A 24,466-nucleotide genomic window follows, 5' to 3' on the forward strand; every position below is an offset into this window, starting at 1 on the left:
GGCCTTACTTTGCCGCCGCGACCGCAGCCGGCGGTCCCGGATCGCCCAATGGCGACTGCGGATACGCCACCTTCCACATCTGCCAGCCGATCTTGCGCCGCAGCGCCATGCGCTCGTCGCCCTCGGCGTACAGGTTGTAGTGACCTTTGCCCGGCACGTAAGTAAAGCTCGCGTTCGCGCCCACCGCCTTGAACGCCTCCTCCAGTTTGCGCACCGTGTGATTGAGCCCGTAATCGTCCTTGTCGCCCACGATCACATGGATCTTGCCGTCGACATCACGCTTGAGCGCGGGCCAGCGCGTGCGGATGATCTGCGACACGTCGTAGTTGGCGCGCCAGTAATCGGCCACCTCGCGATTGACCAGGCCCGTGGCGCGGTCGTACATCTGCATCGGCCGTCCGTCGGGCCCGCGCGGCGAGAACACCCACTCGAACGACGATTCCTGTCCGCCGGTCTCGCCCAGCACCGCCTCCATCCGCGCCGAACGCAAGTCCTTCATGCGCGCGCCAGGGCGCGTGATGTCCACGCCTTCGAAATCGGTGAAGTCGGCAAAGTCCGGGGAAGTCGCCCAGGCGCCGCGGAACAGGGTTGGATAGGTGATCTGTGCCCACAGCGCGGCCCAGCCGCCCGAGGAATGGCCCATGATGAAGCGGCCCGCGGCGGGATCGGTGCGGTACTGGCGGTCGATCTCGGGCAGCACTTCCTCGGCCAGCGCCCTGCCCCACGGCCCGTTATTAACGCTGTCGGCGAATTCGTGGGTGCCGGTGGGACCGCTATGATCGAGCATCACCCAGATCATCGGCGGCAGCAGCTTCGCGTTGGTCTGGCGCAGCACGCCGCCGGCGGTGTCCAGCAGCGATCGCAGGCCCGCCTGAAAGCCGGACGTGAAGTAGACGACCGGATAGCGCGTGGACGATTCATCGTAGCCGGGCGGCGTCACGACATATCCCCTGATCGACGTCGGCCGCCCGGTGAATGCCTGCACGGCGCGACTCCGGATTTCGAAGGGCTTGATACGCTGCTCCATGAAGGCCTGCTCTTCCGGCTTGAACATCGGCCTCCCCGGCGCAAACTCCCACGGCTTCACGGCAGGCAGCTCTCGATCAAGATTCAAGGCCAGCGGGGCGCCGGCATGCGGCACACTGATACGCACGACCGGCGACACCACGTCGCCTGCGCCGCGGCCGGAATAGCTGTAGCTGTGGTCGCGGTCGAGCAGCGCCTGCACCCAGTAGTCGCCGGCCGGAAGCTGGTCGAGCGGCGCCGGATACGCCGCGTCGCCGGGGTACATGACGATGTGCGCGCCGCTGGTCAGACCGGACACCTCGCGCGCCACCACGGAGGTTTCCAGCTTGAAGAATGCATCCGCATCGACTGCATCTGGCATATTCGGTTTCGCGGGATTGACCTTTTCGAACATCAGCAGCAATCGGCCGGAGCCGGCATCGGCGGCGGCCTTGCCGGCGACGATGTCGACCGGCGGCTGGTATTGCGCCTTCGCGGAGCCGGCGGCGAACAGCGCCAGCGCGATCAGGGGAACGAGGGAGCGTATGGTGTGCATATTTATCGCCTTCTGAAAGAGGAAATTTCAGGCCCGATGCCAAAAGCTTCGGCAAGCAGGAATTCTAGGAAATCCCGCCGGGGCACGGCAATCGGAATGCGACAAACTGCAGTTTCTTCGGAATGGACTGCAAAGACGGGGTCAGGTCCGCCGGAACCTGACCCCGTCTGTTTCACTGCTGCGGGTTGACCCGCTCGGTCTTGGAATGCAGCTTGTTCAAGCCGGCGATGTACGCCTTGGCCGAAGCGACGATGATGTCCGGATCGGCGCCCACACCATTGACGATGCGCCCCGAGCGCGACAACCGCATCGTCACTTCGCCCTGCGACTGCGTGCCGTTGCTGATCGCGTTGATCGAGAACAGCACCAGCTCTGCTCCGCTCGCAGCTTCCTTTTCGATCGCGTTGACCATCGCGTCGACCGGCCCGTCGCCCTCGCCCGCGCACGCGACCTCCTTGCCGTCGATCGAGAACACCACGTTCGCCTGCGGCGTCTCGCCCGTTTCCGAGCGCTGCGCCAGCGACACGAAGCGGTAATACTCGCCCTCGTGCGCATGGTCCTCGGCCGACACCAGCGCCATGATGTCCTCGTCGAAGATCTCGGACTTGCGGTCGGCCAGGTCCTTGAAGCGCGAGAACGCCGCATTCACGTCGGCCTCGGACTCGAGTTCGATGCCCAGCTCCTGCAGGCGCTGCTTGAACGCGTTGCGCCCCGACAGCTTGCCCAGCACGATCTTGGTCGCGGCCCAGCCCACGTCTTCGGCGCGCATGATCTCGTAGGTCTCGCGCGCCTTGAGCATGCCGTCCTGGTGGATGCCCGACGCATGCGCGAACGCGTTGGCGCCGACCACAGCCTTGTTCGGCTGCACCGCGAAGCCGGTGATCTGCGACACCATCTTCGACGCGGCGACGATCTGCGTGGTGTCGATCCCCAGCTGCAGCTTGTAGTAGTCCGAGCGCGTGCGCACCGCCATCACCACTTCTTCCAGCGCCGTATTCCCTGCCCGCTCGCCCAGGCCGTTGATGGTGCATTCGATCTGGCGCGCGCCGCCGATCATCACGCCGGCCAGCGAGTTGGCCACCGCCAGCCCCAGGTCGTTGTGGCAGTGGACCGACCACACGGCCTTGTCAGAATTGGGAATGCGCTCGCGCAGCCGCTTGATCGTGGCGCCGAATATTTCCGGCACCGCGTAGCCAACCGTGTCGGGGAAGTTGATTGTGGTGGCGCCCTCGGCGATCACCGCTTCCAGCACGCGGCACAGGAAGTCTTCCTCGGAGCGGCTGCCGTCTTCCGGCGAGAACTCGATGTCGTCGGTGTGCTTGCGGGCGAAGCGGATCGCCTGGATCGCCTGCTCCAGCACCTGGTCGGGCTCCATGCGCAGCTTCATTTTCATGTGCAGCGGCGAAGTGGCGATGAAGGTGTGGATGCGCTTCCTCGGCGCCGGCAGCAGCGCTTCGGCGGCGCGCGCGATGTCGCGGTCGTTGGCGCGCGACAGCGAGCACACGGTGGAGTCCTTGATCACCGAGGCGATCGCGCGGATCGCTTCGAAGTCTCCCGGCGAGGCGGCGGCGAAGCCGGCTTCGATGACGTCCACGCGCATGCGCTCTAGCTGGCGCGCGATGCGCACCTTTTCATCCCTGGTCATCGAGGCGCCGGGCGACTGTTCGCCGTCGCGCAGGGTGGTGTCGAAAATGATGAGGCGGTTCGGGTCGTACATGGCGGCTCCATTCAGCGTGTGAAATTACGCGAACGCAGCCGCCATCAACCGGGGGTGGAAGGTCAGCTGCGTTCGCTGTGATCGAGCGGTTCCTCGTCGGTCTGGATGATGCTCACCGGCTTGCCCTTCGCAAGGCGCCAGAGATACACCGCATAACCAGATAAACCGTATACAACAAAAATTGGCCACAGCACCTTCGGCGGGTCGATCGACACCAGCGCGATCACCAGCGCGATGACGAACACCGCGATGAACGGCACCGACTTGCGGAAGTTGACATCCTTGAAGCTGTAGAACGGCACATTGGTCACCATGGTCAGGCCGGCGAACAGCGTGACGACGAACGACACCCACGAAATGCGCGTGCCGATGAATTCGAGGTCGCTCATCATCATGATGTAGCCGGCCACCAGCGCCGCGGCGGCCGGGCTGGGCAAGCCCTGGAAGTAGCGCTTGTCGACCACTTCGATGTTGGTGTTGAAGCGCGCCAGGCGGCAGGCCGCGCCGGCGCAGTAGACGAAGGCGGCGATCCAGCCAAGCTTGCCGAGGCCGTTCAGCGACCACTCGTACATCACCAGCGCCGGCGCGGCGCCGAACGAAACCATGTCGGACAGGCTGTCGTACTGGGCGCCGAACTCGGACTGGGTGTTGGTCAGGCGCGCCACGCGGCCATCGAGCGCGTCGAGCACCATGGCGACGAAAATCGCCCACACCGCATGCTCGAAGCGCTGGTTCATCGCCATGACGATCGCGTAGAAGCCGCAGAACAGCGCGGCGGTGGTGAACGCGTTGGGCAGCAGGTAGATGCCGCGGCGGCGCATCGGATTGCCGGCCGCGTCGAGGCGGCGGCGTCCGAAGCGCGCCAGTTTTTTGGCGCCAGGCTTTTTGCGGCGGGTGAATGGTGTCATAGGGTCCGTTTCAAGTAGGAGTCGCTGCTCGTGTTTACCCGCTTATTATAGTGGGCAAAGGATTAACATAGCGAACGGGTGGTCTTACTTGAATTTCACCTTTCCGACGAGGCGCATCTGCATGGTGGATTCGCCCGGCTCGAACGACGGTTCGGCCACGTCGGCCTCGCCTTTCATGGCGCGCGACATCATGGCCGCCGGCGCTGCCATCTCCTGGCGGTTGGCGTAGTTCCCCGAACCTTCGAAGTCCACGGTGTCGAGCACGGCGTCGGCCGGCTTGCGGCCCATCGCCGCGGCGATCGAGGCGATCCGCTCATTCAGGTTCTGATAAGTCGCGGCGATGCGCTGGTCGTCGAGCTTTTTCAGCGTGGCCGGCGACAGGCCGAACTGCAGGTTGTTCAGCGCGAGGATCTTCTGGGCGGCGGCGGCCGTTTTCGGCAACGCGGCCAGGTTGGTGGTCTTCATCTCGACGTAGTTACCGACGCGCCAGCCGGTCGGCACCAGTTTCGGCATGGAGCCATCGGGCAGCGGACGGCGCTCGGGATAGACCGGGTAGGTGTAGTAACCCTGGGTCTTCAAGGACGCCTGTGGGTCCGCGGCGCGCAGGATGTCCAGGCCCTGCTTCATCTTCTGATTCACGCGCGAAGCGGCGACGGCCTTGTCCTTGTCCTGCTCCTCGATGGCGAAGGTCGCGGTGGCCTGGTCGTTCGCGTGCTTCACTTCGCCGAACGCCGGCACGACGACCAGGGTGCCGCTGGTCGACTGGGCGTAGGCCTGCGAAGCCAGGACGAAGGTGGCGGCGATAATCAGTTTTGGTAGCGACATGGTGGTTCTCCCTGAGGTTGGCAATTCGATATCAGGGAAGATAACCGGAAAACGCGGCAAAGCGCGCGGTTGTCATGAATAGTTGCAATTTGATTTGAGCCGCGGCCCAAGAACTGGGGTCAGGTCCGTCGGAGCGACGGGGACGCCGAGTCCCCGGGTTTGTCGCCGCCGCGTGATCAGTTCTTGGACTGGTCGACCAGCTTGTTCTTGGCAATCCACGGCATCATCGCGCGCAGCTTGCCGCCCACCTGCTCGATCTGGTGCTCGGCGTTCAGGCGACGGCGCGAGATCAGGGTCGGCGCGCCGGCCTTGTTCTCCAGGATGAAGCTCTTGGCGTATTCGCCGGTCTGGATATCCTTCAGGCACTGGCGCATCGCGTCCTTGGTCGCTTCGGTGACGATCTTCGGTCCCGTCACGTACTCGCCGTACTCCGCGTTGTTGGAGATCGAGTAGTTCATGTTGGCGATGCCGCCTTCGTAGATCAGGTCGACGATCAGCTTCAGCTCGTGCAGGCACTCGAAGTAGGCCATCTCCGGCGCGTAGCCCGCTTCGGTCAGGGTCTCGAATCCGGCCTTGATCAATTCGACCGCGCCGCCGCACAGGACTGCCTGCTCGCCGAACAGGTCGGTCTCGGTCTCTTCGCGGAAGTTGGTCTCGATGATGCCGGCGCGGCCGCCGCCGTTTGCCATCGCATACGACAGCGCGATGTCGCGCGCCGAGCCGGACTTGTCCTGGTAGACCGCGACCAGGTGCGGGACGCCGCCGCCGGCCGCGTAGGTGCCGCGCACGGTGTGGCCCGGCGCCTTCGGCGCGATCATGATGACATCGAGGTCGGCGCGCGGCACGACCTGGCCGTAGTGGACGTTGAAGCCGTGCGCGAAGGCCAGCACCGCGCCCTGCTTGGCGTTCGGCGCAACGTTCTCGTTGTAGACCTGGGCGATGTTCTCGTCCGGCAGCAGGATCATGATGATGTCGGCGGCCTTGATCGCGTCGTTGACTTCGGCGACCTTCAGGCCGGCCGCTTCAACCTTGTTCCACGAGGCGCCGCCCTTGCGCAGGCCGACCGTGACGTTCACGCCCGAGTCGTTCAGGTTCTGCGCGTGCGCGTGGCCCTGCGAGCCGTAGCCGATGATGGCGACGTTCTTGCCTTTGACGAGGGAGAGGTCGCAATCTTTGTCGTAAAAAACTTTCATGATATGTCCTGTATGTTGAATTGGGTGGATGCTGCTTATACTTTGAGGATGCGTTCGCCGCGGCCGATGCCGGAGCCGCCGGTGCGCACCGTCTCCAGAATCGAGGCGCGGTCGATCGAGTCGATGAAGGCATCGAGCTTGCTCTTGGCGCCGGTCAGTTCGATCGTGTAGGTCTTCTCGGTGACGTCGATGACGCGGCCGCGGAAGATGTCGGCGGTGCGCTTCATCTCTTCGCGCTCCTTGCCGACCGCGCGCACCTTGATCAGCATGAGCTCACGCTCGATGTGCTGTCCTTCGGTCAGGTCGACCACCTTCACCACTTCGATCAGCCGGTTCAGGTGCTTGGTGATCTGCTCGATGATGTCGTCGGAGCCGCTGGTGACGATGGTCATGCGCGACAAGGTCGCGTCTTCGGTCGGCGCCACGGTCAGCGTTTCGATGTTGTAGCCGCGGGCCGAGAACAGGCCGACCACGCGCGACAGGGCGCCGGCTTCGTTTTCCAGCAGGACGGAAATAATATGGCGCATGATCAGAGGTCCTCCGAGCCGAGCAGCATTTCGGACAGGCCCTTGCCCGCCTTGACCATCGGCCAGACGTTTTCGGCCTGGTCGGTGATGAAGTTCATAAACACCAGCCGGTCCGTCATCGCGAACGCCTCCTTCAAGGCGCCTTCGACGTCGCCTGGCCGCTCGATCTTCATGCCGACGTGGCCGAACGATTCGGCCAGCATCGAGAAGTCCGGCAGCGAGTCCATGTACGACTCCGAATAGCGGCCGCCATAGTCGATCTGCTGCCACTGGCGCACCATGCCGAGCGAACGGTTATTGAGCAGGATGATCTTCGGCGTCAGGTTGTACTGCTTGCAGGTCGCGAGCTCCTGGATGTTCATCTGGATCGAGCCTTCGCCGGTGATGCAGGCGACGGTGGCGTCCGGATTGGCCATCTGCACGCCCATCGCGTACGGCAGGCCGACGCCCATCGTGCCCAGGCCGCCGGAGTTGAGCCAGCGGCGCGGCTTGTCGAACGGGTAGTACTGCGCGGCCCACATCTGGTGCTGGCCGACGTCCGAGGTGATGTAGGCGTCGCCCTTGGTGACGTCCCACAGCTTCTGGATCACCGACTGCGGCTTGATGACGACGTCGGAGTCCTGGAACTTCAGGCAGTCGCGCTGGCGCCATTCGCCGATCTGCTTCCACCAGTCCATCAGCGGCGCCGCATTCGGCTTCGCTTCGGCGGCGTCGAGCTGCGCGAGGAATTCGATCAGCACGTCCTTGACGTTGCCGACGATCGGGATGTCGACCTTGACGCGCTTGGAAATCGACGACGGGTCGATGTCGACGTGGATGATCTTGCGCGGGTGCGAGGCGAAGTGCTTCGGGTTGCCGATCACGCGGTCGTCGAAGCGGGCGCCGATCGCGATCAGGACGTCGCAGTGCTGCATCGCCATGTTCGCTTCGTAGGTGCCGTGCATGCCGGGCATGCCGACCCACTTGTCGGACGAGGAGCGGTAGCCGCCCAGGCCCATCAGCGTATTCGTGACCGGGAAGCCCAGCTTGTCGACCAGCTTGTTCAGCTCGGGCGCCGCGTTGGCCAGAATGACGCCTCCGCCGGCATAGATCATCGGCCGCTCGGCCTGCAGCAGCAGCTGGACCGCCTTGCGGATCTGGCCCGAGTGCCCCTTGTCGACCGGCTTGTACGAGCGCATCTCGATATCCTTCGGATAGTCGTAGACGCACTTGTGCATGCTGATGTCCTTCGGGATGTCGACCAGCACGGGGCCGGGACGGCCGGTGCGGGCGATGAAGAAGGCTTTCTTGATCGTCAAGGCCAGGTCCTTGACGTCCTTGACCAGGAAGTTGTGCTTGACCACCGGGCGGGTGATGCCGACCGTGTCGCACTCCTGGAAGGCATCCTGGCCGATCGCGTGGCTCGGCACCTGGCCGGAGATCACGACCATCGGGATCGAGTCCATGTAGGCGGTCGACAGGCCGGTGACGGCATTGGTGACGCCCGGCCCGGACGTGACCAGCGCGACGCCGGTCGTGTTCGAGCAGCGCGAATAGGCGTCGGCGGCATGGACCGCGGCCTGTTCGTGGCGCACGAGGATGTGCTGGAATTTGTCCTGCTTGAAGATGGCGTCGTAGATGTACAGCACTGCGCCACCAGGGTAGCCGAAGACGTGCTTGACGCCTTCTTCCGCCAGGCAGCGGACGACTATCTCAGCGCCCGTGATGGGAGCTGTCGTTTCGTTGTTCATGATACATTCCTTTCAAGACCCAGCGGGAGGTGATCGGATGCTCTTTCCTAACGAAATTCGCTGTGCGCGACAGTGCTCAGGCTTCCCTTTTCTCTGCGGTCACGGCGATCTTTCACGACACCGTAGGGTCGTTACAAACCGGCGCTGGACGCAACTCGTTTGGCGTGAGTTTCTGTAGCTGCTTGAGCGAACCTCTCGTGCTTGTGACACGGGTTGGAGCAAACTGCCTACATATGAAAGCGCGTCATGTCGCTGTTGGCCTTGTGTGCCGGTCACGACCTGACCATAGAGCTTCGGGATGTCAAAGCGTGATCCACGATACTGCGTTGCAGCATTCTGGTCAAGAACAAAAATGGCGAAATCGTTACCGGAATGGCGTAATTACGTGAAAACCAAGCAAAACGGCCTGTTATTTGCTAGGATGCGTCAGTTTTTCACTGAAGCATTATTGGCGTAAAGACGCCCTTCCCGTCCAGCATGGCCACAGACAAAGAATTATCCGACTTCCTCGAACATGTCGAGCGGCGCGCTTTCAAGCAGGCCGTGTACGCCGTGCGCAAGGACGAGGCCGCTCTTGACATCGTGCAGGACGCGATGATCAAGCTTGCCGAAAAATACGGGGACAAGCCGGCGGCCGAATTGCCGATGCTGTTCCAGCGGATTTTACAAAACACCATCCTCGATTTCTTCCGCCGCGAAAAGGTGCGCAACACCTGGGTCAGCCTGTTCTCCGGCATGGGGCGGCGCGATAACGACGATGACGATTTTGATATACTCGAATCGCATGAAGCGGAGGTCGGATCGGCGGCCGCCGAGTCGAGCGCGGACCAGGTCGAGCGCCAGCAGACGCTGGCGGTGATCGAAGCGGAGGTACAAAAACTGCCTGCGCGTCAACGGGAAGCCTTCCTTATGCGTTATTGGCAGGACATGGACGTGGCTGAAACGGCCGAAGCGATGGGGTGTTCAGAAGGTAGCGTCAAGACACATTGTTCGCGGGCGACCCATACCCTCGCCGAATCGCTGAAAGCCAAGGGATTAAAATTATGAATACCGACGACATCAATTTCGCGTACAAAGTACGCCATGCGCTGAACCACAACCTCGACAATCTGCCGGCCTCAACCGCGGATCGTCTCGCTTCGGCCCGCAAACTTGCCGTATCGCGCAAGAAGGCGCATGCCCCCGTCAAGGTGGCCCAGGGCGTCCTCGCCGGCAATATCGGCGCGTTCTTCACGTTTTCCGCGCTCGGCCGCGCCGGCGCCATCATCCCGCTGCTGGCCCTGGTGGCCGCGCTGGCCGGCGTATATCAATACGAAGAAGAAAAGCATATCGCCGAAATCGCCGAACTCGATGCCGCGGTGCTGTCCGACGAACTGCCACTGACCGCCTATCTGGATCATGGCTTCAACGCCTACCTGAATCAGCGTGGTCAATAAGGTGGCGGGCGATTTGTTGAAGTCCTCGTTGAAGTGGGCGGCCCTGGCGGCCGTTCTGCTCGCGGCGCCGGCGTTTGCGCAGGCGCCTGCCGCGGTTCCTTCCGCCCCCGTCAAGGCCGCTCCCGCGAAAGCGCTCGACAAGCCGCTGTGGGCGACCCTGTCGCCGGCGCAGAAAGTCGCGCTCGAACCGCTCGCCGGCGAGTGGGACAAGATGGAAGGCATGCGCAAGCAAAAATGGCTCGACATCGCCAACCGCTTTTCGTCGATGAAGCCGGACGAGCAGGCGCGCGTGCACGAGAAGATGCGCGAGTGGGTCAAGATGACGCCCGAGCAGCGCCGGCTGGTGCGCGAGAACTACACGCGCGCCAAGAAAATCGACCCGACACAGAAGTCCGAGCAGTGGGAAAAGTACCAGCAGCTGCCGGATGAAGAGAAGCAGAAGCTCGCCGCCGAAGCGGCCGCCGCGCGCAGCAAGAAGCAGCTGACCAACCTGCCGCCGCCGGCGCAGGCGGGCGCCAAGACGGTCGCGCCGATCAAGCGCCCCGTGCAGCCGGTGGCTTCCTGCCCGGCCGGCACCATGATCGATACCTCCCGCGCCGGCACGCCAACGTGCATCGTCGCGCAGCCACAACCACCGGGCTCCCCGGTTGCACCAGCGCCAAATGTCAAATAGCAAGCCGCAGATCGCCACGCCCACCGTCAAACGCCGACTGATCTCCATGGTTTATGAAGCCTTCCTGCTGACCGCGGTGGAAGCGCTGGCGATCTTCATCTACATTGCGGCGACGCGCTTGCAGCACTCGTCCCTGATCGACCATGGCCGCAACGCGGTGTTCTTCCTCGTCGCCGCGGCGTATTTCATTCATGCGTGGTCGGGCAGCGGGCATACGCTGGCGATGAAGACCTGGCGCATCAAGGTGGTCAAGCTGGGATACGCCAAGGTGCCGCTGCGCGCGGCTGCGGTCCGTTACCTGATGGCGTGGGGCTGGTTCCTGCCGGCGCTGGTGGTTTGCTATGCGTTCGGGCTGAAGCCGGGCGCGCAGATCTGGGCCGTCGTCATCGGCGCGGTAGCGTGGGGACTGACCGCGTTCCTCGACAAGGATCGGCAGTTCCTGCACGATAAGGTTGCCGGGACTCGGCTGATTCAGCTGCCGAAGGCTAACGCTAAATCGGCATAGGCTCCTGCCTTCGCAGGAGCGCCAGCCTAGAAACGTTCGTATTCGTGCAGGTAGCGCCACTGCCCAAGCGGCAGGCTGGCCATTGAAATGCGGCCCACGCGAATGCGGCGGGTCGACACAATCGTCAGCCCCACCATGCGGCACATGTGCAGCAGCTGCCCCGGCTTGATGCCCTTGCCCGCAAACCGCAGCCGCGTCTCGTTCTGCCAGCTGGCCTTCATCGGCGGGATCTCCTTGCCGTTGAACGACAGCCCGTGATTGAGCAGCGCCAGCCCGCCTTCGCGGATATCCCCCGCCACTTCGACGATGAACTCCTGCTCGACCCGCATGCCCTCGGTCACCAGCTTGCGCGCCACGCGGAAGTCCTGCGTGTACACCACCAGCCCGCTGGCCTTGGCATCGAGCGGCGTCGCCAGCGTCAGGTTGGCCAGGTGGCGTTTGAGGAAGCGCTGGTGGCCGTGATCGGCCGGCTGCAGCGTCTCGGCCGACAGCAGCTTGACCGCTTCTTCCGCATCCACGCCCGCCGGCTTGTGCAGCAGGATGGTCACGGGCGTCAGCTCGAGCAGCGTGGCGTCCGGATGGATCACGACCTCCTGTTCGTCGGCCACGCGGGCGCCCGCTTCCTCGATCACCACGCCATCGACGCTGATCCAGCCGCCCGCGATGTACTTATCCGCTTCGGCGCGCGAGCACGGGATCATTTCGGCCACGCGCTTGGCGAGGCGGATGGTGTTGTCGTCGTCGATCATTGCTTGGCGCGCCAGTCTTTGAAAAATGCGGTGAATACGGCGATCACTTTTTCGACATCGGCGGCGCTGATGTTGATGTGGGTGACCAGGCGCGTGTGCTGGCCGACGGTTGCGCGGATGCGCTCGCGCACCAGCGTCTCGCGCAGCTCGTCGACTGCCGCCGGCGGCACTTCGACGTAGAAGATGTTTGTCTGCGGCGTGGCGACCTTCAGGCCTTCGATTTCTTTCAGGCCAGCGGACAGGCGCGCCGAGTTGGCGTGGTCGTCGGCCAGGCGTTCGACGTTGTGCTCGAGCGCGTACAGGCCGGCCGCCGCGAGGATGCCGGCCTGGCGCATGCCGCCGCCCAGCATCTTGCGCCAGCGCTTGCCCTGCTCGATGAAGGCTTTCGGCCCGAGCAGCACAGATCCGACCGGCGCGCCGAGCCCCTTGGACAGGCACACCGACACGGTGTCGAAGCCCTTGACCGCGTCGCGCAGGCCGATGCCCAGCTTGACGGCCGCATTGCAGATGCGCGCGCCATCCAGGTGCGTCGCCAAGCCCTGCGCGTGCGCGAACGATGTCGCCTGCGCCATGTATTCCTGGCCTAGGACGCGGCCGCCAATGGTGTTTTCCAGCGCCAGCAGGCGGGTGCGCGCGAAGTGCATGTCATCCGGCTTGATGTAGGCGGCGATGTCGGCCAGCGCGATCGAGCCGTCCGGCTGGTTGGCGATCGGCTGCGGCTGGATGCTGCCCAGCACCGCAGCGCCGCCGCCTTCGTACTTGTAGGTGTGGGCTTCCTGGCCGACCAGGTACTCGTCGCCGCGCGCGCAATGTACCAGAAGCGCGATCAGGTTGCTCTGCGTGCCCGAGGGCGCAAACAGGCCGGCCTCGTAGCCGAACATCTGCGCCGCGGTGTCCTGCAGGCGGTTGACGGTGGGGTCGTCGCCGTAGACGTCGTCGCCGACGGGCGCCGCTTCCATCGCCGCGCGCATCGCGTCGGACGGTTGGGTGACGGTGTCGCTGCGCAGGTCGATCCAGTGTTCGCTCATGGTCATTGTGCCGTGGTCAGTTGTTCGGTGTAGAAGCGCAGGCCCATTTCTTCCAGGCCCAGCGTGTTCAATACTTCCTGCAGGCGTTCGCTCGGACGCTTGCGCGGCAGGTTCTTGTAGCTGGCGATGATCAGCTCATTTTTCATCGAGTGCTCCCAGCCTACCAGCTCGGTCACGTTGACCTGGTAGCCGTGCGCCTCCAGTTGCAGGCAGCGCAGCACGTTGGTGACCTGGCTGCCGAATTCGCGCGTGTGCAGCGGATGGCGCCAGATTTCAGTGAGCGCGCTGCGGCCCAGGTCCTTGCCCTTGTTCTTCTTCAGGACAGTGGCGACTTCGGCCTGGCAGCACGGCACCAGCACCATGAATCTGGCCTTCTTCTTCAGCGCGAAGTCGATGGCGTCGTCGGTCGCCGTGTTGCAGGCGTGGAGCGCGGTGACGATGTCGATGCGGTCCGGCAGCTGGCCCGACGTGGTCGATTCGGCCACCGACAGCGGCAGGAAGGACATGCCTGGGAAGCCCAGGCGCTGCGCCAGTTGTTCCGACTTGGCGACCAGTTCCTCGCGCGTTTCGATGCCATAGATGTGCGAGCCGTCGGCCAGGTTCTTGAAGAACAGGTCGTACAGGATGAAGCCCAGGTAGGACTTGCCGGCGCCATGGTCGACCAGCGACACGGCGGGATGGTCCTGCTGGATTTCGCGGATCAGCGGTTCAATGAACTGGACCAGGTGGTAGACCTGCTTGAGCTTGCGGCGGCTGTCCTGATTCAGCTTGCCGTCGCGCGTGAGGATGTGCAGTTCCTGCAGCAGCGCGATCGACTGGCCGGGACGCACTTCCGGCGGCAGCTCCATCGGCTTCGGGTCAGCGCGCTTCATCGATCCACGCCGCCTGGATTGCTTCGAGCACCTTCTCGCCGCCACGGGTGTGGTCGTCGTCGAAGCCGTCCAGGTCGACGACCTTGTTGTGCAGGTCGACGAAACGGATCTGCGCCGGATCGGTGTCCGGGTATTTGTCGTACAGCGCTTCGGCGATGGCCGAGATGTCACTCCATTTCATGACGATACCCGTTCAATGATTTTTTTCGGCGGCGTGGTTGATCGTGTATTTCGGGATCTCGACGACCAGGTCTTCCGAGTCGACGATCGCCTGGCACGAGAGGCGCGACACGGCTTCCAGGCCCCAGGCCTTGTCGAGCATGTCCTCTTCTTTTTCTTCCGGCTCGTTGAGCGAGTCGTAGCCCTCGCGCACCAGCACGTGGCAGGTGGTGCAGGCGCAGACGCGGTCGCAGGCGTGCTCGATGTCGATGTCGTTCTCGAGCAGGACGTCGCAGACCGATTTGCCCTTCGGCGCCTCGAGGACGGCGCCTTCAGGGCAGAAAACGGGATGGGGAAGGATGACGATTTGCGGCACGGGATTTACCTTTTAAATATTCGGGATTCAGATTTCGTCGAGCGATTTGCCGGCCAGCGCGCTGCGCACGCTCTGGTCCATGCGGCGCGAGGCGAATTCCTCGGTGCCTTGCGCCAGCGCCTCGACGGCGGCGTGCAGCGCGGCCTGCGCGGCCGGCGCGTCGGCCGGCTGGCCGGCGGTGGCCTTGGCGGCTTCGCGCACGGCGTCCATCAGCTTGTTGATGTCGGCCATTTCGGCGTCGGTCAGCAGCGCGGCGTCGGTGTCGAGCGCCGATTGCGTCGCCAGCAGGATGCGCTCGGCCTCGACCTGCTCCTCGCGCAGCGCGCGCATGACCATGTCGACCTGCGCGGAGCTGTAAGAGTCCTGCAGCATGCGCGCCACTTCGTCGTCGGCCAGGCCGTACGACGGCTTGACGGTGATGTGCGCTTCGACGCCGGAACGTGTTTCTCGCGCCGACACCGACAGCAGGCCGTCGGCATCGACCTGGTAGGTGATGCGGATGCGCGCGGCGCCGGCCACCATCGGCGGGATGCCGCGCAGTTCGAACTGCGCCAGCGAGCGGCAGTCGGACACCAGCTCGCGCTCGCCCTGCATCACGTGCACCGACAAGGCGGTCTGGCCGTCCTTGAAGGTGGTGAACTCCTGGGCGCGCGCGCACGGGATGGTCGAATTGCGCGGAATGATCTTCTCGACCAGGCCGCCCATCGTCTCGATACCGAGCGACAGCGGGGTCACGTCGAGCAGCAGCCAGTCGTCGCCCGCGGCGCGGTTACCGGCCAGCAGGTTGGCCTGGATCGCTGCGCCCAGCGCGACGACCTTGTCCGGGTCGATGTTCGCGTGCGGGATGGTCTTGAAGTATTCGCTGACCGCGCGGCGCACGTGCGGCATGCGCGTGGCGCCGCCGACCATCACCACGCCATCGACGTCGTCGACCGAGACTGAAGCGTCGCGCATGGCTTTGCGGATCGCGTTCATGGTCTTGGCGACCAGGTGCCTGGTCATCTCGGCGAAGTCTTCGGCCGTCACTTGCAGGTGAACGATTTCGCCGGAGTTGAGGATCGCATCGACAGTGGTCGAGCCATTGGTCGACAGCAGTTCCTTCGCCTGGCGCGCCTTGACCATCAGGGTCGCGGTGTCTTCGTCCGAGAGCGGCGCCAGCTTGGCGTGTTCGGTGATCCAGCAGAACAGGCGGTGGTCGAAGTCGTCGCCGCCGAGCGCGGAGTCGCCGCCGGTGGACAGCACTTCGAACACGCCCTTGGACAGCTTGAGGATCGAGATGTCGAAGGTGCCGCCGCCCAGGTCGTAGACGGCGTAGATGCCTTCGGAGCCGTGATCGAGGCCGTAGGCGATCGCCGCGGCGGTCGGCTCGGACAGCAGGCGCAGCACGTTAAGGCCGGCCAGCTGGGCCGCGTCCTTGGTGGCCTGGCGTTGGGCATCGTCGAAGTAGGCAGGCACGGTAATGACGGCGCCGACCAGCTCGTCGCCGAGCGAATCCTCGGCGCGCTGGCGCAAGGTGGCGAGGATCTGGGCGGAGATTTCGACCGGGCTTTTCACGCCGGCGATCGTGCGCAGTTGGACCATGCCCGGAGCATCTTGAAAATCGTAAGGCAGGTTTTCGGCGTGGGCGATGTCGGCGAGGCCGCGTCCCATGAAGCGCTTGACCGAGACAACGGTGTTCTTCGGGTCGGTGGTCTGGTGGGCCTGCGCCTTGTGGCCGATGTGCGCATGACCGTTGGCCAGGTAGCGGACCACCGACGGCAGCAGCGGGCGGCCGTCTTCATCGCTCAGGACCTCGGGGATGCCGCTGCGGACCGTGGCGACGAGCGAGTTGGTGGTGCCCAGGTCGATGCCGACCGCCAGCCGGTGCTGGTGGGGGGCGGTGGACATGCCGGGTTCGGAGATTTGGAGTAAGGCCATTTATTCTTTTTCGCTTGCTGGTTCTGATTTAAGTAACTTGTCGAGGAAATCATCGACTTTCGCGGCTTTGTAGCGCACTCCGATGAATAAATCCCTTATCACGCGCGACCGGGGAAACTCGAACAACAGTTCGTCATGATTCCCGAGTAAGGCCAAGTGATACGATTCGCTCCATTCGTTCGAGTCGCCGTTGATAATCTGTTCCATCGACTTTTGACGGGATTGGCGCTCCTTGGTCTGAAACAACGCCAGCCTTCTACCTTCGTATTCAGTTTGAAAGAAGACTGGATAGATGGTGTCGGTGTTCTGCTGCCAAAGCCGCGGGACTGCCGCATGCTCCCAGCTCAGCTGCCCCTCATGGGTCATTCGGAAAATCTTGAACACGCCCTGATCAATTTTGCTCTCGCTCATTTTCCACTCCAGCGGTGGTCTTCCAAGTCGTTCTCAAGTGAGTGAATCAAGCCCGCCCCTCTGCCATAGATCTCGATCAGCGTCGACTCACCGACCGCCATCGGCTCTTCCGGCTGCCAAAAATAGCGGCGCGGGCGGGTCGCCTGGAGCGTTCTCAGCAGTTCTGAACAAGCTTTCAAGGTGCCGCCGTGACATTTTCGCCTCAGGTTCTTCACGTCGACCATCAAGTGATTCAGCGCTTCAGCAATTTCGGGCCGGTATCCGGTAGGATCGTCGAGCACTTCGATCAACGTATCCAACGTCTTCCCGATTCTCGCCATCAAGTCCGGAACGGTTGCTTTGAAAAGATATTTTTTCTCGATCTGGCGTAACTTGAAGACGGCATAGAATGACGCCAGTGCCCCAATGACCTTGAGGATTTCGCCTGCGATTTGAAGGCTTTCCTTCAGCTCAGGCATCAAGTTGCCTCGAGCGTGCTGAACAGCCCTTCAATCTCCTGAGTCATTTTGTCTAAAAACATGAGTGCGCGTACGCCCTGTCCCGCGTGTTCGTAATCACCAGCCTCAATCTGCGCGCCAATCTTCACGAGTTGCGACTTGCGTTCCTGCTTGACCTGCTCGTCCAAGGCATCGAGCGCCTCGACATTCTTCTCCGCCCGCGCCTCGCCCAGCGCCTCGCGCCACTCCATCTGCTGCATCAGGAAGTCCATCGGCATCGCCGTGTTCGATTCCGTCTGCAGGTCGACGCCGTTCATCTCGCACAGGTAGCGCGCGCGCTTCTGCGGATTCTTCAGCGTCTGGTAGGCCTCGTTGGCGCGCGTGGCCCACTGCATCGCGACGCGCTTTTCGGCGTCGGTCGCGTTGATGAAGCGGTCCGGGTGCACCTGCCCCTGCACGTCGCGATACGCCGCGTCGAGCGCGCCCATGTCGATCGAAAAGCGCGCCGGCAGGTGGAACAGGTCGAAGTGGTTCTGCATTGCGGTCAGATACGGAAGCTTTCGCCGCAGCCGCATTCGTCCTTGACCTGCGGGTTGTGGAAGCGGAAGCCTTCGTTCAGCCCTTCGCGGGTGAAATCGAGCTCGGTGCCGTCGATGTACGGCAGGCTTTTCGGGTCGACGAAGACCTTCACCCCGTGCGACTCGAAGACCTGGTCTTCGGCGGCCGATTCATCGACGTATTCGAGCTTGTACGCCAGGCCCGAGCAGCCGGTCGTGCGCACGCCGAAGCGCAGGCCGATGCCCTTGCCGCGGCGTTCGATATAGCGGTTGATGTGCTTCGCCGCTTTTTCGGTCAGTGTGATTGCCATGTATTCCTCCAGCCCTCTCAGGCGGCGGTCGGGTGCTTGGTCTTGTAGTCCAGCACGGCGGCCTTGATCGCGTCCTCGGCGAGGATCGAGCAGTGGATCTTCACCGGCGGCAGCGCCAGTTCTTCGGCGATTTCGGTGTTCTTGATCGACAGCGCCTGGTCCAAGGTCTTGCCCTTGACCCATTCGGTCACCAGCGAGCTCGATGCGATGGCCGAACCGCAGCCGTAGGTCTTGAATTTCGCGTCTTCGATCAGGCCATCGGCGCCAACCTTGATCTGCAGTTTCATGACGTCGCCGCAGGCCGGCGCGCCGACCATGCCGGTGCCGATCGTCTCGTCGCCCTTGTCGAAGGCGCCGACGTTACGTGGATTTTCGTAGTGGTCCAACACTTTGTCCGAGTATGCCATGGTGATGCTCCTAATTTGAATACGGTGTTAGTGGGCTGCCCATTGGATCGACGCGATGTCGATGCCTTCTTTGAACATATCCCACAGGGGCGACAGTTCGCGTAATTTGTGGACCTTCGATTTCAGCAGGTCCACCGCGAAATCGATGTCGGATTCGGTCGTGAAGCGGCCGATGGTAAAGCGGATCGAGCTGTGCGCCAGTTCGTCGCTGCGGCCCAGCGCGCGCAGCACGTACGATGGCTCGAGGCTGGCCGAGGTGCAGGCCGAGCCGGACGACACGGCCAGGCCCTTGATCGCCATGATCAGGGACTCGCCTTCGACGTAGTTGAAGCTCACGTTCAGGTTGTGCGGCACACGGTGTTCCATGTCGCCGTTGACGTAGACCTCTTCGATCTCCTGCAGGCCCTTGGCCAGGCGGTCGCGCAGCGCGCGGATGCGAACGATTTCGCTGTCCATTTCTTCGCGGGCGATGCGGAAGGCTTCGCCCATGCCGACGATCTGGTGGGTCGGCAAGGTGCCCGAACGCAGGCCGCGCTCGTGGCCGCCGCCGTGCATCTGCGCTTCCAGGCGCACGCGCGGCTTGCGGCGAACGTACAGGGCGCCGACGCCTTTCGGGCCGTAGGTCTTGTGCGCGGTGAAGGTCATCAGGTCCACCTTGCTGTTGGCCAGGTCGATCGCGACCTTGCCGGTTGCCTGGGCGGCGTCGCAATGGAAGATGATGCCCTTCGAGCGGCACAGCGCGCCGATGTCGTCGATCGGCTGGATCACGCCGATCTCGTTGTTGACCAGCATGACCGAGACCAGGATGGTGTCCGGGCGGATCGCCGCTTCGAGCTGGGCGATGGTGATCAGGCCGTTGTCCTGCGGTTCGAGGTAGGTCGCTTCGAAGCCGACGCGCTCGAGTTCGCGCACGGTGTCCAGCACCGATTTGTGCTCGGTCTTGACCGTGATGATGTGCTTGCCCTTGGTCTTGTAGAACTGGGCGGCGCCTTTCAGCGCGAGGTTGTTGCTTTCGGTCGCGCCCGAAGTCCAGATGATTTCGCGCGGGTCGGCGCCGACCAGCTTGGCTACTTCGGCGCGCGCCTCCTCGACGGCCGCTTCCGCGGTCCAGCCGTACATGTGGCTGCGCGACGCCGGATTGCCGAACTGCTCGCGCAGGTAAGGAATCATCTTGTCGGCCACGCGCGGATCGATCGGCGTGGTGGCCGAGTAATCCATGTAGATCGGGAAGTGCGGAGCGGTCACAAAAGTGTGCTCGAGGGTTTTGTCCAAAGGCGCGTTCATCAAATCACTCCAATATGCTTCAATCTTGTCCAACGGCGGCGGCGTTGCGGTGCAGCACCACGACTTGTTCCGAATTCTTGTGCTTCTGCTGGTCGACCAGGTCTTGCAGCGAGACCGAGTCGAGGTAATCGACCATCTTTTCGTTGAGCGTGGCCCACAGCTCGTGCGTCATGCAGCGCGCGCCGGTGGCGGCGTCGGCGCCGTGGCAGGTTTCCTTGCCGCCGCACTGGGTCGCATCGAGCGGCTCGTCGACGGCGATGATGATGTCGGCCACCGTCACCTTGTCGGCCTTGCGCGCCAGGCTGTAGCCGCCGCCCGGGCCGCGGATCGATTCGACGATCTCGTGGCGGCGCAGCTTGCCGAACAGCTGTTCGAGGTAGGACAGCGAGATCGCCTGGCGCTGGCTGATGCCCGACAGCGTGACGGGACCCTTGCCCGAACGCAGGGCAAGATCGATCATCGCAGTGACAGCAAAACGGCCTTTAGTGGTCAGACGCATCTCAACCCCGGGTCAACGAATGGTAAAATATTGCTTTCGTTCAATCAGCCGGTATTGCCAATGGCCTGATTAGTTGAACGATTTAGTCAAGTATACCAAAATCGACAGGTCTTGTCTTTGGCGCCCCGGTTTTGCCTAGCGGGCGCGCAGCAGGCGCATCGGGCCAAACAGGCCCTGCATTCCCTCGTGCGTGATGAACGACAAGTTGTATGGATGCTCGGAGCACAACTGCTCGAGGTTCGCGCATTCCGGCAGCTTTTTCAGCTGTTCGGCGATCTTTCCCCATAAGACCAGTTTGGCGCCGGTGCCGGCCAGGGCGGCCAGGACCGTCTGCAGGAACGGCAGCCAGGCGCGGGCCTCGAACGGCGGCGGGACGTGCTTGCGGAACACCAGCGCGGCGTTGAGCAGCAGGAAGCCATGGTGGGTCAGGTTGTCCTGCAATTGCGCCAGGGTCCGGATCGAACCGTTTTCCTTTGCGCTCGCGGCCACCGGAGCCAAGGCAGCGCCGCTGGTCAGGTCAGCTTGAAGCTGGCCGTCCGCCACCAACAGCATCTTCATGAAGTTGCGCAGCGACGTGGCGCGGTTGACCGGCTTGGACAGGCCGTTGTCGCACCACAGCTCGCCGACGGCGCCGTCCATGAAGCACACGCCGGTGGCGCTTTCGGCGCGCGGATACGGCCCCTCGCCCACCAGCACGTAGCGCACCTCGGCCAGCGGCAGCGCGAAGGCGGCGAACAGGCGGTTTTCGGTCGGCAGGTAGTGGTCGGCGGCAAGCGCGGGCAGGTAATCCGGGTTGGCGTTCGCGACGGCTTCCAGGCCTGTTAGCAGGATCGGACGCCAGCTCGGGTCGGCCAGGGTCAGCGCGTTCAGGATCTGCGGGGGGACGAAATTAACGGGCATGGCGGTACTGCTTCGGAAAGCCGGGATTTTACCATTTCAAGCATGCGTCGAAATTATTAAAAAAATGGCATGATTAGTGGTCCCCCGTTTGGGGTTCTACCAATCAATCCAGTACGGAGGTTCAAATGCAAACTATTCAAGACGTAATGACCAAGGATGTGAAAAGTGTTTCGCCTGACGAAACTGTACGTCACGCTGCGGAACTGATGAAGCAGCACGATGTGGGCGCAATTCCAGTGTGCGACGGCACCAAGCTGGTCGGCATGATCACCGACCGCGACATCACGATCCGCGCCACGGCGGCCGGGCTGGCGCCGGACACGCGCATCGGCGACGTGATGAGCACGGACGTGCGCACCTGCAAGGCGAGCCAAACGGTCGACGAGGTGCTGGCGGAGATGGGCGACGTGCAGATTCGCCGCGTGCCGGTGATTGACCAGGCGTCGCATCAGATGGTCGGCATCGTGTCGCTGGGCGACATGGCGGTGAAGGCGAAGACCGGGACCGACAAGGCGCTGGGCGAGATTTCGGCGCCGGGCGGACAGCAGTAAGCGTTTAAGACGCGGACCAAAATCTGGGGTCAGGTCCGGCGGACCTGACCCCAGATTCTATTCCGCGTCGGGTTGATTCGACGGGTGCGCGGCGATGAAGGCCGGCAGCGCGGCACACGCGTCGTTGATGCGCGCGATGTTCGGGTACGGCGCCAGGTCGATGTCGAAGCGCTGCGCGTTGTACACCTGCGGCACCAGGAAGCAATCAGCGATCGTCGGCGTGTCGCCCACGCAGAAGCGTCCCGACGCGCGCTCCAGCTGCGCCTCCAGCGCGCCGAACCCTTCGGCGATCCAATGCTTGTACCACGCGCTCTTCGCATCGTCGTCGATGCCGAGCGTGCGCACCAAGTAGCGCAGCACGCGCAGGTTGTTAACCGGATGGATATCGCAGCCAATCATCATCGCCAGCTCACGCACGCGCGCTCGCCCCAGCGCATCGTCGGGCAAGAGCGGCACCAGCTTGTGCATCTCTTCCAGGTACTCGATGATCGCCATCGATTGCGTGATCGTCGCGCCGTGGTCTTCAAAGCTCGGCACCAGCGCGCTCGGATTCATCGCGCGGTATTCGGCCGACTGGTGCTCGCTCTTGACCAGGTGCACCGGCACCGCTTCGTACGGCAGCCCTTTCAGGTTCAGCGCGATGCGCACCCGGTAGGCGGCCGAACTGCGGAAGTAAGTGTGCAGCTTCATTTCGCGCGGCCGTGGTAGTGCGCCACTTCCTGGTCGATCGCGCCGAAGATGCTGGCGCCGTCCTTGTCCATCATTTCGATCCGCACGTTGTCGCCGAACTTGAGGAACGGCGTGGTTGGCGCGCCCTTCTCGATCGTCTCGTACATGCGCACTTCGGCCAGGCAGCAGTAACCGACGCCGCCATGCTCGATGCTCGATCCGTACAAGCCGCCCTGCTTGTTCGACACCGTGCCTGAGCCAATGATGGTGCCGGCCGCCAGTTCGCGCGTCTTTGCCGCGTGCGCAACCAGCTGGGCGAAGCTGAAGGTCATGTCCTCGCCCGCGTTCGGCTTGCCGAACGGGAGTTCGTTCAGCGTCACGGTCAGCGGCAATGCCAGTTTGCTGTCCTTCCAGGCGTCGCCAAGTTCGTCGGGCGTCACCGCCACCGGCGAGAACGCGCTGGCCGCTTTCGACTGGAAGAAGCCGAAGCCCTTGGCCAGTTCGCCGGGAATCAGGTTGCGCAGCGAAACGTCGTTGACAAGCATGACGAGCTTGATCGCGTCGGCGCACTGTTCGACGCCCGCGCCCATCTCGACGTCGCCGGTGACGACTGCGACTTCGGCCTCGAGGTCGATGCCCCATGCTTCATCCATCGCGTAGATCGGGTCCCACGGGCCGACAAAGGAGTCGGAGCCGCCCTGGTACATCAGCGGGTCGGTGTAGAACGAGGCCGGCACGTCCGCGTTGCGGGCCTTGCGCACCAATTCGACGTGGTTGATGTAGGCCGAGCCGTCGGCCCACTGGTAAGCGCGCGGCAGCGGAGAGTGGCACATCGATTCGACGAACGGCTCGGCGGCCAGCGCGGTGCCGTCGTTCAGGTCGTTGTAGATATTGCGCAAGCGCGGCGAAACGGCTTCCCAGTTATCCAGCGCGAACTGCATCGTGTAGGCGATTTTCGGCACGCGCTGGCAGGTGACCAGGTCGCGGCTGACGACGACCAGCACGCCGTCGCGGGTATTGTTTTTCAGGGTAGCGAGCTTCATGCCTGGCCCTCCGGCTGCCTGGCGTGCATCCACGCGGCGTGCTGCGGCGCCTTGCGCGTCTGCGCCCACTCGTTGAGCATGTCCCACTTCACGGCGTCGAGCTTTTGCATCATCTCGGGCGTGCCGGTGTTGACCGCCAGTTCGAGGCGATGTCCGTTCGGGTCGAAGAAGTAGATCGACTTGAAGATGGTGTGGTTGGTCGGGCCGATGACTTCGATGCCGTCCGCTTCGAGGCGGGCTTTGGCCGCCAGCAGTTCGTCCATCGAGCCGACTTCCATCGCCAGGTGCTGGACCCAGGCCGGGGTGTTTTCGTCGCGGCCCATCGCGCTCTGGTTGGGCAGCTCGAAGAACGCCAGCACGTTGCCGGCGCCGGCATCGAGGAAGACGTGCATGTAAGGATCGGGCGCGCCGGTGGACGGGACCTGGTCCTCGGCGATGGCCAGGATGAAGCCCATGTTGAGGTATTTCCCGTACCATTCGACGGTCTGTTTGGCATCGATGCACCGGTAGGCGACGTGATGTATTTTCTGGATGTGCATTGTGTGCTCCTCTATTTATACCGACATTAGAGTGCAAAACTGGCAATCATACAAGCCGTCATGCGTCGGCGTTCGAGGGCACGACTATAATTAGGCGTCGTTTTCCCGGAATGCTTCCATGTCCCACAACACCATCGCGATCAACCGGCAGATGGATAAATTCGACGGCCACCACCAGGTCTGGCTGTTCGGCTACGGTTCGCTGATCTTCAAGGCCGACTTCCCTTTCATCGAACGGCGCCCGGCCACCATTAAGGGTTGGACGCGGCGCTTCTGGCAGGGATCGCACGACCATCGCGGCACGCCGGAGGCTCCCGGACGCGTGGTCACACTGGCTCCGGAACCGGGGGCGGTGTGCGCCGGCATGGCCTACCTGGTCACGCCGGAGGAATTCGCCCATCTCGATCATCGCGAGAAGAACGGCTACCTGCGGCTGGCAATCGAGATTTCGTTCGACGAGGGCGGCAGTGAGGAGGGACTCGTGTACATCGCCACCGCCGACAACGCGGCCTTCCTCGGCGAGGCGCCGGAACGCGACATCGCCCGGCAGATTGCGAAATCCGCCGGCCCCAGCGGCCGCAATCGCGACTACCTGGTCGGACTGGCCGAAGCGCTGCGCGCGCTGGGCAAGCACGACGAGCACGTGTTCACCATCGAGCGCCACCTGGCCGATTTCGATTGA

Annotated in this window: 30 protein-coding genes; 6 read left to right on the top strand and 24 right to left on the bottom strand. The window is 63.3% G+C overall.

The genetic code is table 11. From position 1 onward, the window contains the following. Positions 1-4: 4 nt before the first annotated feature. From AC1D02_RS05875 to AC1D02_RS05905, 7 genes are all read right to left on the bottom strand, one after another. Positions 5-1,561 (bottom strand): alpha/beta hydrolase, encoded by a 1,557-nt coding sequence (locus tag AC1D02_RS05875; protein WP_477314667.1) that lies wholly within the window; start codon positions 1,559-1,561, stop codon positions 5-7. A gap of 172 nt (positions 1,562-1,733) precedes the next feature. After that, on the bottom strand, positions 1,734-3,278 hold the full coding sequence (locus tag AC1D02_RS05880; protein WP_477314669.1) for a 2-isopropylmalate synthase: 1,545 nt from the start codon (positions 3,276-3,278) through the stop codon (positions 1,734-1,736). Between the two features lie 62 nt (positions 3,279-3,340). Beyond that, complete coding sequence (pssA, locus tag AC1D02_RS05885; protein WP_477314671.1) at positions 3,341-4,186, bottom strand: CDP-diacylglycerol--serine O-phosphatidyltransferase; 846 nt, start codon at positions 4,184-4,186, stop codon at positions 3,341-3,343. Positions 4,187-4,270: 84 nt separating this feature from the next. Next, positions 4,271-5,011 carry an SIMPL domain-containing protein gene (locus AC1D02_RS05890; RefSeq protein WP_477314673.1) on the bottom strand — a complete coding sequence of 247 codons (741 nt, stop codon included), beginning with the start codon at positions 5,009-5,011 and terminating at the stop codon, positions 4,271-4,273. 176 nt (positions 5,012-5,187) lie between these two features. After that, on the bottom strand, positions 5,188-6,204 hold the full coding sequence (gene ilvC, locus AC1D02_RS05895) for a ketol-acid reductoisomerase (RefSeq protein WP_477314675.1): 1,017 nt from the start codon (positions 6,202-6,204) through the stop codon (positions 5,188-5,190). 35 nt (positions 6,205-6,239) lie between these two features. Further along, complete coding sequence (ilvN, locus tag AC1D02_RS05900; protein ID WP_305504565.1) at positions 6,240-6,731, bottom strand: acetolactate synthase small subunit; 492 nt, start codon at positions 6,729-6,731, stop codon at positions 6,240-6,242. Positions 6,732-6,733: 2 nt separating this feature from the next. Then, positions 6,734-8,461 (bottom strand): acetolactate synthase 3 catalytic subunit, encoded by a 1,728-nt coding sequence (locus tag AC1D02_RS05905; protein ID WP_477314678.1) that lies wholly within the window; start codon positions 8,459-8,461, stop codon positions 6,734-6,736. Positions 8,462-8,938: 477 nt separating this feature from the next. Between AC1D02_RS05905 and AC1D02_RS05910 the strand changes: the two genes are divergently transcribed. Genes AC1D02_RS05910 through AC1D02_RS05925 form a run of 4 tightly spaced genes read left to right on the top strand, consistent with a single transcriptional unit; the run spans position 8,939 to position 11,075 of the window. After that, positions 8,939-9,508, top strand: coding sequence for an RNA polymerase sigma factor (locus AC1D02_RS05910; RefSeq protein ID WP_477314680.1), 570 nt, complete (start codon positions 8,939-8,941; stop codon positions 9,506-9,508). After that, positions 9,505-9,897: a DUF3619 family protein gene (locus tag AC1D02_RS05915; protein ID WP_477314682.1), complete on the top strand. Its 393-nt coding sequence runs from the start codon at positions 9,505-9,507 to the stop codon at positions 9,895-9,897. The genes AC1D02_RS05910 and AC1D02_RS05915 overlap by 4 nt, the downstream gene beginning before the upstream one ends. Before the next feature lie 28 nt (positions 9,898-9,925). Then, on the top strand, positions 9,926-10,570 hold the full coding sequence (locus AC1D02_RS05920) for a DUF3106 domain-containing protein (protein WP_477314684.1): 645 nt from the start codon (positions 9,926-9,928) through the stop codon (positions 10,568-10,570). Further along, entirely contained in the window at positions 10,560-11,075 is a 516-nt protein-coding gene (locus AC1D02_RS05925; RefSeq protein ID WP_477314686.1) for an RDD family protein, read from the top strand. The genes AC1D02_RS05920 and AC1D02_RS05925 overlap by 11 nt, the downstream gene beginning before the upstream one ends. Before the next feature lie 26 nt (positions 11,076-11,101). Here AC1D02_RS05925 and AC1D02_RS05930 read toward each other — a convergent pair whose 3' ends face one another. From AC1D02_RS05930 to AC1D02_RS05995, 14 genes are all read right to left on the bottom strand, one after another. After that, positions 11,102-11,824, bottom strand: a complete 723-nt coding sequence (locus AC1D02_RS05930; protein WP_477314688.1) for an rRNA pseudouridine synthase — start codon at positions 11,822-11,824, stop codon at positions 11,102-11,104. Beyond that, on the bottom strand, positions 11,821-12,852 hold the full coding sequence (ltaE, locus tag AC1D02_RS05935) for a low-specificity L-threonine aldolase (RefSeq protein ID WP_477314690.1): 1,032 nt from the start codon (positions 12,850-12,852) through the stop codon (positions 11,821-11,823). Before ltaE ends, AC1D02_RS05930 begins: the two co-directional genes overlap by 4 nt. A gap of 2 nt (positions 12,853-12,854) precedes the next feature. Beyond that, complete coding sequence (locus AC1D02_RS05940) at positions 12,855-13,724, bottom strand: class I SAM-dependent methyltransferase (RefSeq protein WP_477314692.1); 870 nt, start codon at positions 13,722-13,724, stop codon at positions 12,855-12,857. Continuing rightward, positions 13,711-13,905 carry a Fe-S cluster assembly protein IscX gene (gene iscX, locus AC1D02_RS05945; RefSeq protein ID WP_305504582.1) on the bottom strand — a complete coding sequence of 65 codons (195 nt, stop codon included), beginning with the start codon at positions 13,903-13,905 and terminating at the stop codon, positions 13,711-13,713. The genes AC1D02_RS05940 and iscX overlap by 14 nt, the downstream gene beginning before the upstream one ends. Before the next feature lie 12 nt (positions 13,906-13,917). Then, positions 13,918-14,259 carry an ISC system 2Fe-2S type ferredoxin gene (gene fdx / locus AC1D02_RS05950; protein WP_477314694.1) on the bottom strand — a complete coding sequence of 114 codons (342 nt, stop codon included), beginning with the start codon at positions 14,257-14,259 and terminating at the stop codon, positions 13,918-13,920. A gap of 27 nt (positions 14,260-14,286) precedes the next feature. After that, a complete protein-coding gene (hscA, locus tag AC1D02_RS05955; protein ID WP_477314696.1) occupies positions 14,287-16,176 on the bottom strand; it encodes a Fe-S protein assembly chaperone HscA in 1,890 nt (629 codons plus the stop codon). Continuing rightward, entirely contained in the window at positions 16,177-16,587 is a 411-nt protein-coding gene (locus AC1D02_RS05960; protein WP_477314698.1) for a hypothetical protein, read from the bottom strand. Then, positions 16,584-17,045, bottom strand: coding sequence for a hypothetical protein (locus AC1D02_RS05965; protein ID WP_477314700.1), 462 nt, complete (start codon positions 17,043-17,045; stop codon positions 16,584-16,586). The genes AC1D02_RS05960 and AC1D02_RS05965 overlap by 4 nt, the downstream gene beginning before the upstream one ends. Beyond that, positions 17,045-17,563, bottom strand: coding sequence for a Fe-S protein assembly co-chaperone HscB (hscB, locus tag AC1D02_RS05970; RefSeq protein WP_477314702.1), 519 nt, complete (start codon positions 17,561-17,563; stop codon positions 17,045-17,047). The genes AC1D02_RS05965 and hscB overlap by 1 nt, the downstream gene beginning before the upstream one ends. Positions 17,564-17,568: 5 nt before the next feature. Then, a complete protein-coding gene (gene iscA / locus AC1D02_RS05975) occupies positions 17,569-17,892 on the bottom strand; it encodes an iron-sulfur cluster assembly protein IscA (protein ID WP_477314704.1) in 324 nt (107 codons plus the stop codon). Positions 17,893-17,909: 17 nt separating this feature from the next. Further along, positions 17,910-18,299, bottom strand: coding sequence for a Fe-S cluster assembly scaffold IscU (iscU, locus tag AC1D02_RS05980; RefSeq protein ID WP_305504592.1), 390 nt, complete (start codon positions 18,297-18,299; stop codon positions 17,910-17,912). Positions 18,300-18,326: 27 nt separating this feature from the next. After that, entirely contained in the window at positions 18,327-19,583 is a 1,257-nt protein-coding gene (locus AC1D02_RS05985) for an IscS subfamily cysteine desulfurase (RefSeq protein ID WP_477314706.1), read from the bottom strand. A gap of 19 nt (positions 19,584-19,602) precedes the next feature. Then, the gene (gene iscR, locus AC1D02_RS05990; protein WP_477314708.1) at positions 19,603-20,082 is read right to left on the bottom strand and encodes a Fe-S cluster assembly transcriptional regulator IscR; all 480 of its coding nucleotides are present in this window, start codon (positions 20,080-20,082) and stop codon (positions 19,603-19,605) included. A 135-nt stretch (positions 20,083-20,217) separates the two neighbouring features. Beyond that, entirely contained in the window at positions 20,218-20,982 is a 765-nt protein-coding gene (locus AC1D02_RS05995; RefSeq protein WP_477314710.1) for a uracil-DNA glycosylase family protein, read from the bottom strand. Between the two features lie 125 nt (positions 20,983-21,107). Here AC1D02_RS05995 and AC1D02_RS06000 point away from each other — a divergent pair, with 125 nt between their 5' ends. Then, a complete protein-coding gene (locus AC1D02_RS06000; RefSeq protein ID WP_477314712.1) occupies positions 21,108-21,533 on the top strand; it encodes a CBS domain-containing protein in 426 nt (141 codons plus the stop codon). Between the two features lie 57 nt (positions 21,534-21,590). Here the strand turns inward: AC1D02_RS06000 and maiA are convergent, their stop codons facing one another. The 3 genes from maiA to AC1D02_RS06015 are packed head-to-tail and all read right to left on the bottom strand — an operon-like array spanning position 21,591 to position 23,784. Further along, positions 21,591-22,223 carry a maleylacetoacetate isomerase gene (gene maiA, locus AC1D02_RS06005; RefSeq protein ID WP_477314714.1) on the bottom strand — a complete coding sequence of 211 codons (633 nt, stop codon included), beginning with the start codon at positions 22,221-22,223 and terminating at the stop codon, positions 21,591-21,593. Next, positions 22,220-23,245, bottom strand: coding sequence for a fumarylacetoacetate hydrolase family protein (locus tag AC1D02_RS06010; protein WP_477314716.1), 1,026 nt, complete (start codon positions 23,243-23,245; stop codon positions 22,220-22,222). Before AC1D02_RS06010 ends, maiA begins: the two co-directional genes overlap by 4 nt. Then, complete coding sequence (locus AC1D02_RS06015; RefSeq protein WP_477314718.1) at positions 23,242-23,784, bottom strand: VOC family protein; 543 nt, start codon at positions 23,782-23,784, stop codon at positions 23,242-23,244. The genes AC1D02_RS06010 and AC1D02_RS06015 overlap by 4 nt, the downstream gene beginning before the upstream one ends. 118 nt (positions 23,785-23,902) lie before the next feature. Here AC1D02_RS06015 and AC1D02_RS06020 point away from each other — a divergent pair, with 118 nt between their 5' ends. Beyond that, positions 23,903-24,466, top strand: coding sequence for a gamma-glutamylcyclotransferase (locus AC1D02_RS06020; RefSeq protein ID WP_477314720.1), 564 nt, complete (start codon positions 23,903-23,905; stop codon positions 24,464-24,466).

Source organism: Massilia sp. P1_C10 (assembly GCF_056406475.1).

What these genes read in the sequence shown, in the direction of transcription:
- hscA (WP_477314696.1), bottom strand. Translation starts at nt 16,176, where the DNA reads ATGGCCTTACTCCAAATCTCCGAACCCGGCATGTCCACCGCCCCCCAC.
- iscX (WP_305504582.1), bottom strand. Translation starts at nt 13,905, where the DNA reads ATGAAATGGAGTGACATCTCGGCCATCGCCGAAGCGCTGTACGACAAA.
- hscB (WP_477314702.1), bottom strand. Translation starts at nt 17,563, where the DNA reads ATGCAGAACCACTTCGACCTGTTCCACCTGCCGGCGCGCTTTTCGATC.
- AC1D02_RS05925 (WP_477314686.1), top strand. Translation starts at nt 10,560, where the DNA reads ATGTCAAATAGCAAGCCGCAGATCGCCACGCCCACCGTCAAACGCCGA.
- AC1D02_RS06010 (WP_477314716.1), bottom strand. Translation starts at nt 23,245, where the DNA reads ATGAAGCTCGCTACCCTGAAAAACAATACCCGCGACGGCGTGCTGGTC.
- AC1D02_RS05880 (WP_477314669.1), bottom strand. Translation starts at nt 3,278, where the DNA reads ATGTACGACCCGAACCGCCTCATCATTTTCGACACCACCCTGCGCGAC.
- AC1D02_RS05915 (WP_477314682.1), top strand. Translation starts at nt 9,505, where the DNA reads ATGAATACCGACGACATCAATTTCGCGTACAAAGTACGCCATGCGCTG.
- AC1D02_RS05930 (WP_477314688.1), bottom strand. Translation starts at nt 11,824, where the DNA reads ATGATCGACGACGACAACACCATCCGCCTCGCCAAGCGCGTGGCCGAA.
- pssA (WP_477314671.1), bottom strand. Translation starts at nt 4,186, where the DNA reads ATGACACCATTCACCCGCCGCAAAAAGCCTGGCGCCAAAAAACTGGCG.
- ltaE (WP_477314690.1), bottom strand. Translation starts at nt 12,852, where the DNA reads ATGAGCGAACACTGGATCGACCTGCGCAGCGACACCGTCACCCAACCG.
- AC1D02_RS06020 (WP_477314720.1), top strand. Translation starts at nt 23,903, where the DNA reads ATGTCCCACAACACCATCGCGATCAACCGGCAGATGGATAAATTCGAC.
- AC1D02_RS05940 (WP_477314692.1), bottom strand. Translation starts at nt 13,724, where the DNA reads ATGAAGCGCGCTGACCCGAAGCCGATGGAGCTGCCGCCGGAAGTGCGT.
- AC1D02_RS05910 (WP_477314680.1), top strand. Translation starts at nt 8,939, where the DNA reads ATGGCCACAGACAAAGAATTATCCGACTTCCTCGAACATGTCGAGCGG.
- ilvC (WP_477314675.1), bottom strand. Translation starts at nt 6,204, where the DNA reads ATGAAAGTTTTTTACGACAAAGATTGCGACCTCTCCCTCGTCAAAGGC.
- AC1D02_RS06000 (WP_477314712.1), top strand. Translation starts at nt 21,108, where the DNA reads ATGCAAACTATTCAAGACGTAATGACCAAGGATGTGAAAAGTGTTTCG.
- AC1D02_RS05965 (WP_477314700.1), bottom strand. Translation starts at nt 17,045, where the DNA reads ATGCCTGAGCTGAAGGAAAGCCTTCAAATCGCAGGCGAAATCCTCAAG.
- AC1D02_RS05995 (WP_477314710.1), bottom strand. Translation starts at nt 20,982, where the DNA reads ATGCCCGTTAATTTCGTCCCCCCGCAGATCCTGAACGCGCTGACCCTG.
- maiA (WP_477314714.1), bottom strand. Translation starts at nt 22,223, where the DNA reads ATGAAGCTGCACACTTACTTCCGCAGTTCGGCCGCCTACCGGGTGCGC.
- ilvN (WP_305504565.1), bottom strand. Translation starts at nt 6,731, where the DNA reads ATGCGCCATATTATTTCCGTCCTGCTGGAAAACGAAGCCGGCGCCCTG.
- iscA (WP_477314704.1), bottom strand. Translation starts at nt 17,892, where the DNA reads ATGGCAATCACACTGACCGAAAAAGCGGCGAAGCACATCAACCGCTAT.
- iscR (WP_477314708.1), bottom strand. Translation starts at nt 20,082, where the DNA reads ATGCGTCTGACCACTAAAGGCCGTTTTGCTGTCACTGCGATGATCGAT.
- AC1D02_RS06015 (WP_477314718.1), bottom strand. Translation starts at nt 23,784, where the DNA reads ATGCACATCCAGAAAATACATCACGTCGCCTACCGGTGCATCGATGCC.
- AC1D02_RS05960 (WP_477314698.1), bottom strand. Translation starts at nt 16,587, where the DNA reads ATGAGCGAGAGCAAAATTGATCAGGGCGTGTTCAAGATTTTCCGAATG.
- iscU (WP_305504592.1), bottom strand. Translation starts at nt 18,299, where the DNA reads ATGGCATACTCGGACAAAGTGTTGGACCACTACGAAAATCCACGTAAC.
- AC1D02_RS05985 (WP_477314706.1), bottom strand. Translation starts at nt 19,583, where the DNA reads ATGAACGCGCCTTTGGACAAAACCCTCGAGCACACTTTTGTGACCGCT.
- AC1D02_RS05875 (WP_477314667.1), bottom strand. Translation starts at nt 1,561, where the DNA reads ATGCACACCATACGCTCCCTCGTTCCCCTGATCGCGCTGGCGCTGTTC.
- AC1D02_RS05905 (WP_477314678.1), bottom strand. Translation starts at nt 8,461, where the DNA reads ATGAACAACGAAACGACAGCTCCCATCACGGGCGCTGAGATAGTCGTC.
- AC1D02_RS05890 (WP_477314673.1), bottom strand. Translation starts at nt 5,011, where the DNA reads ATGTCGCTACCAAAACTGATTATCGCCGCCACCTTCGTCCTGGCTTCG.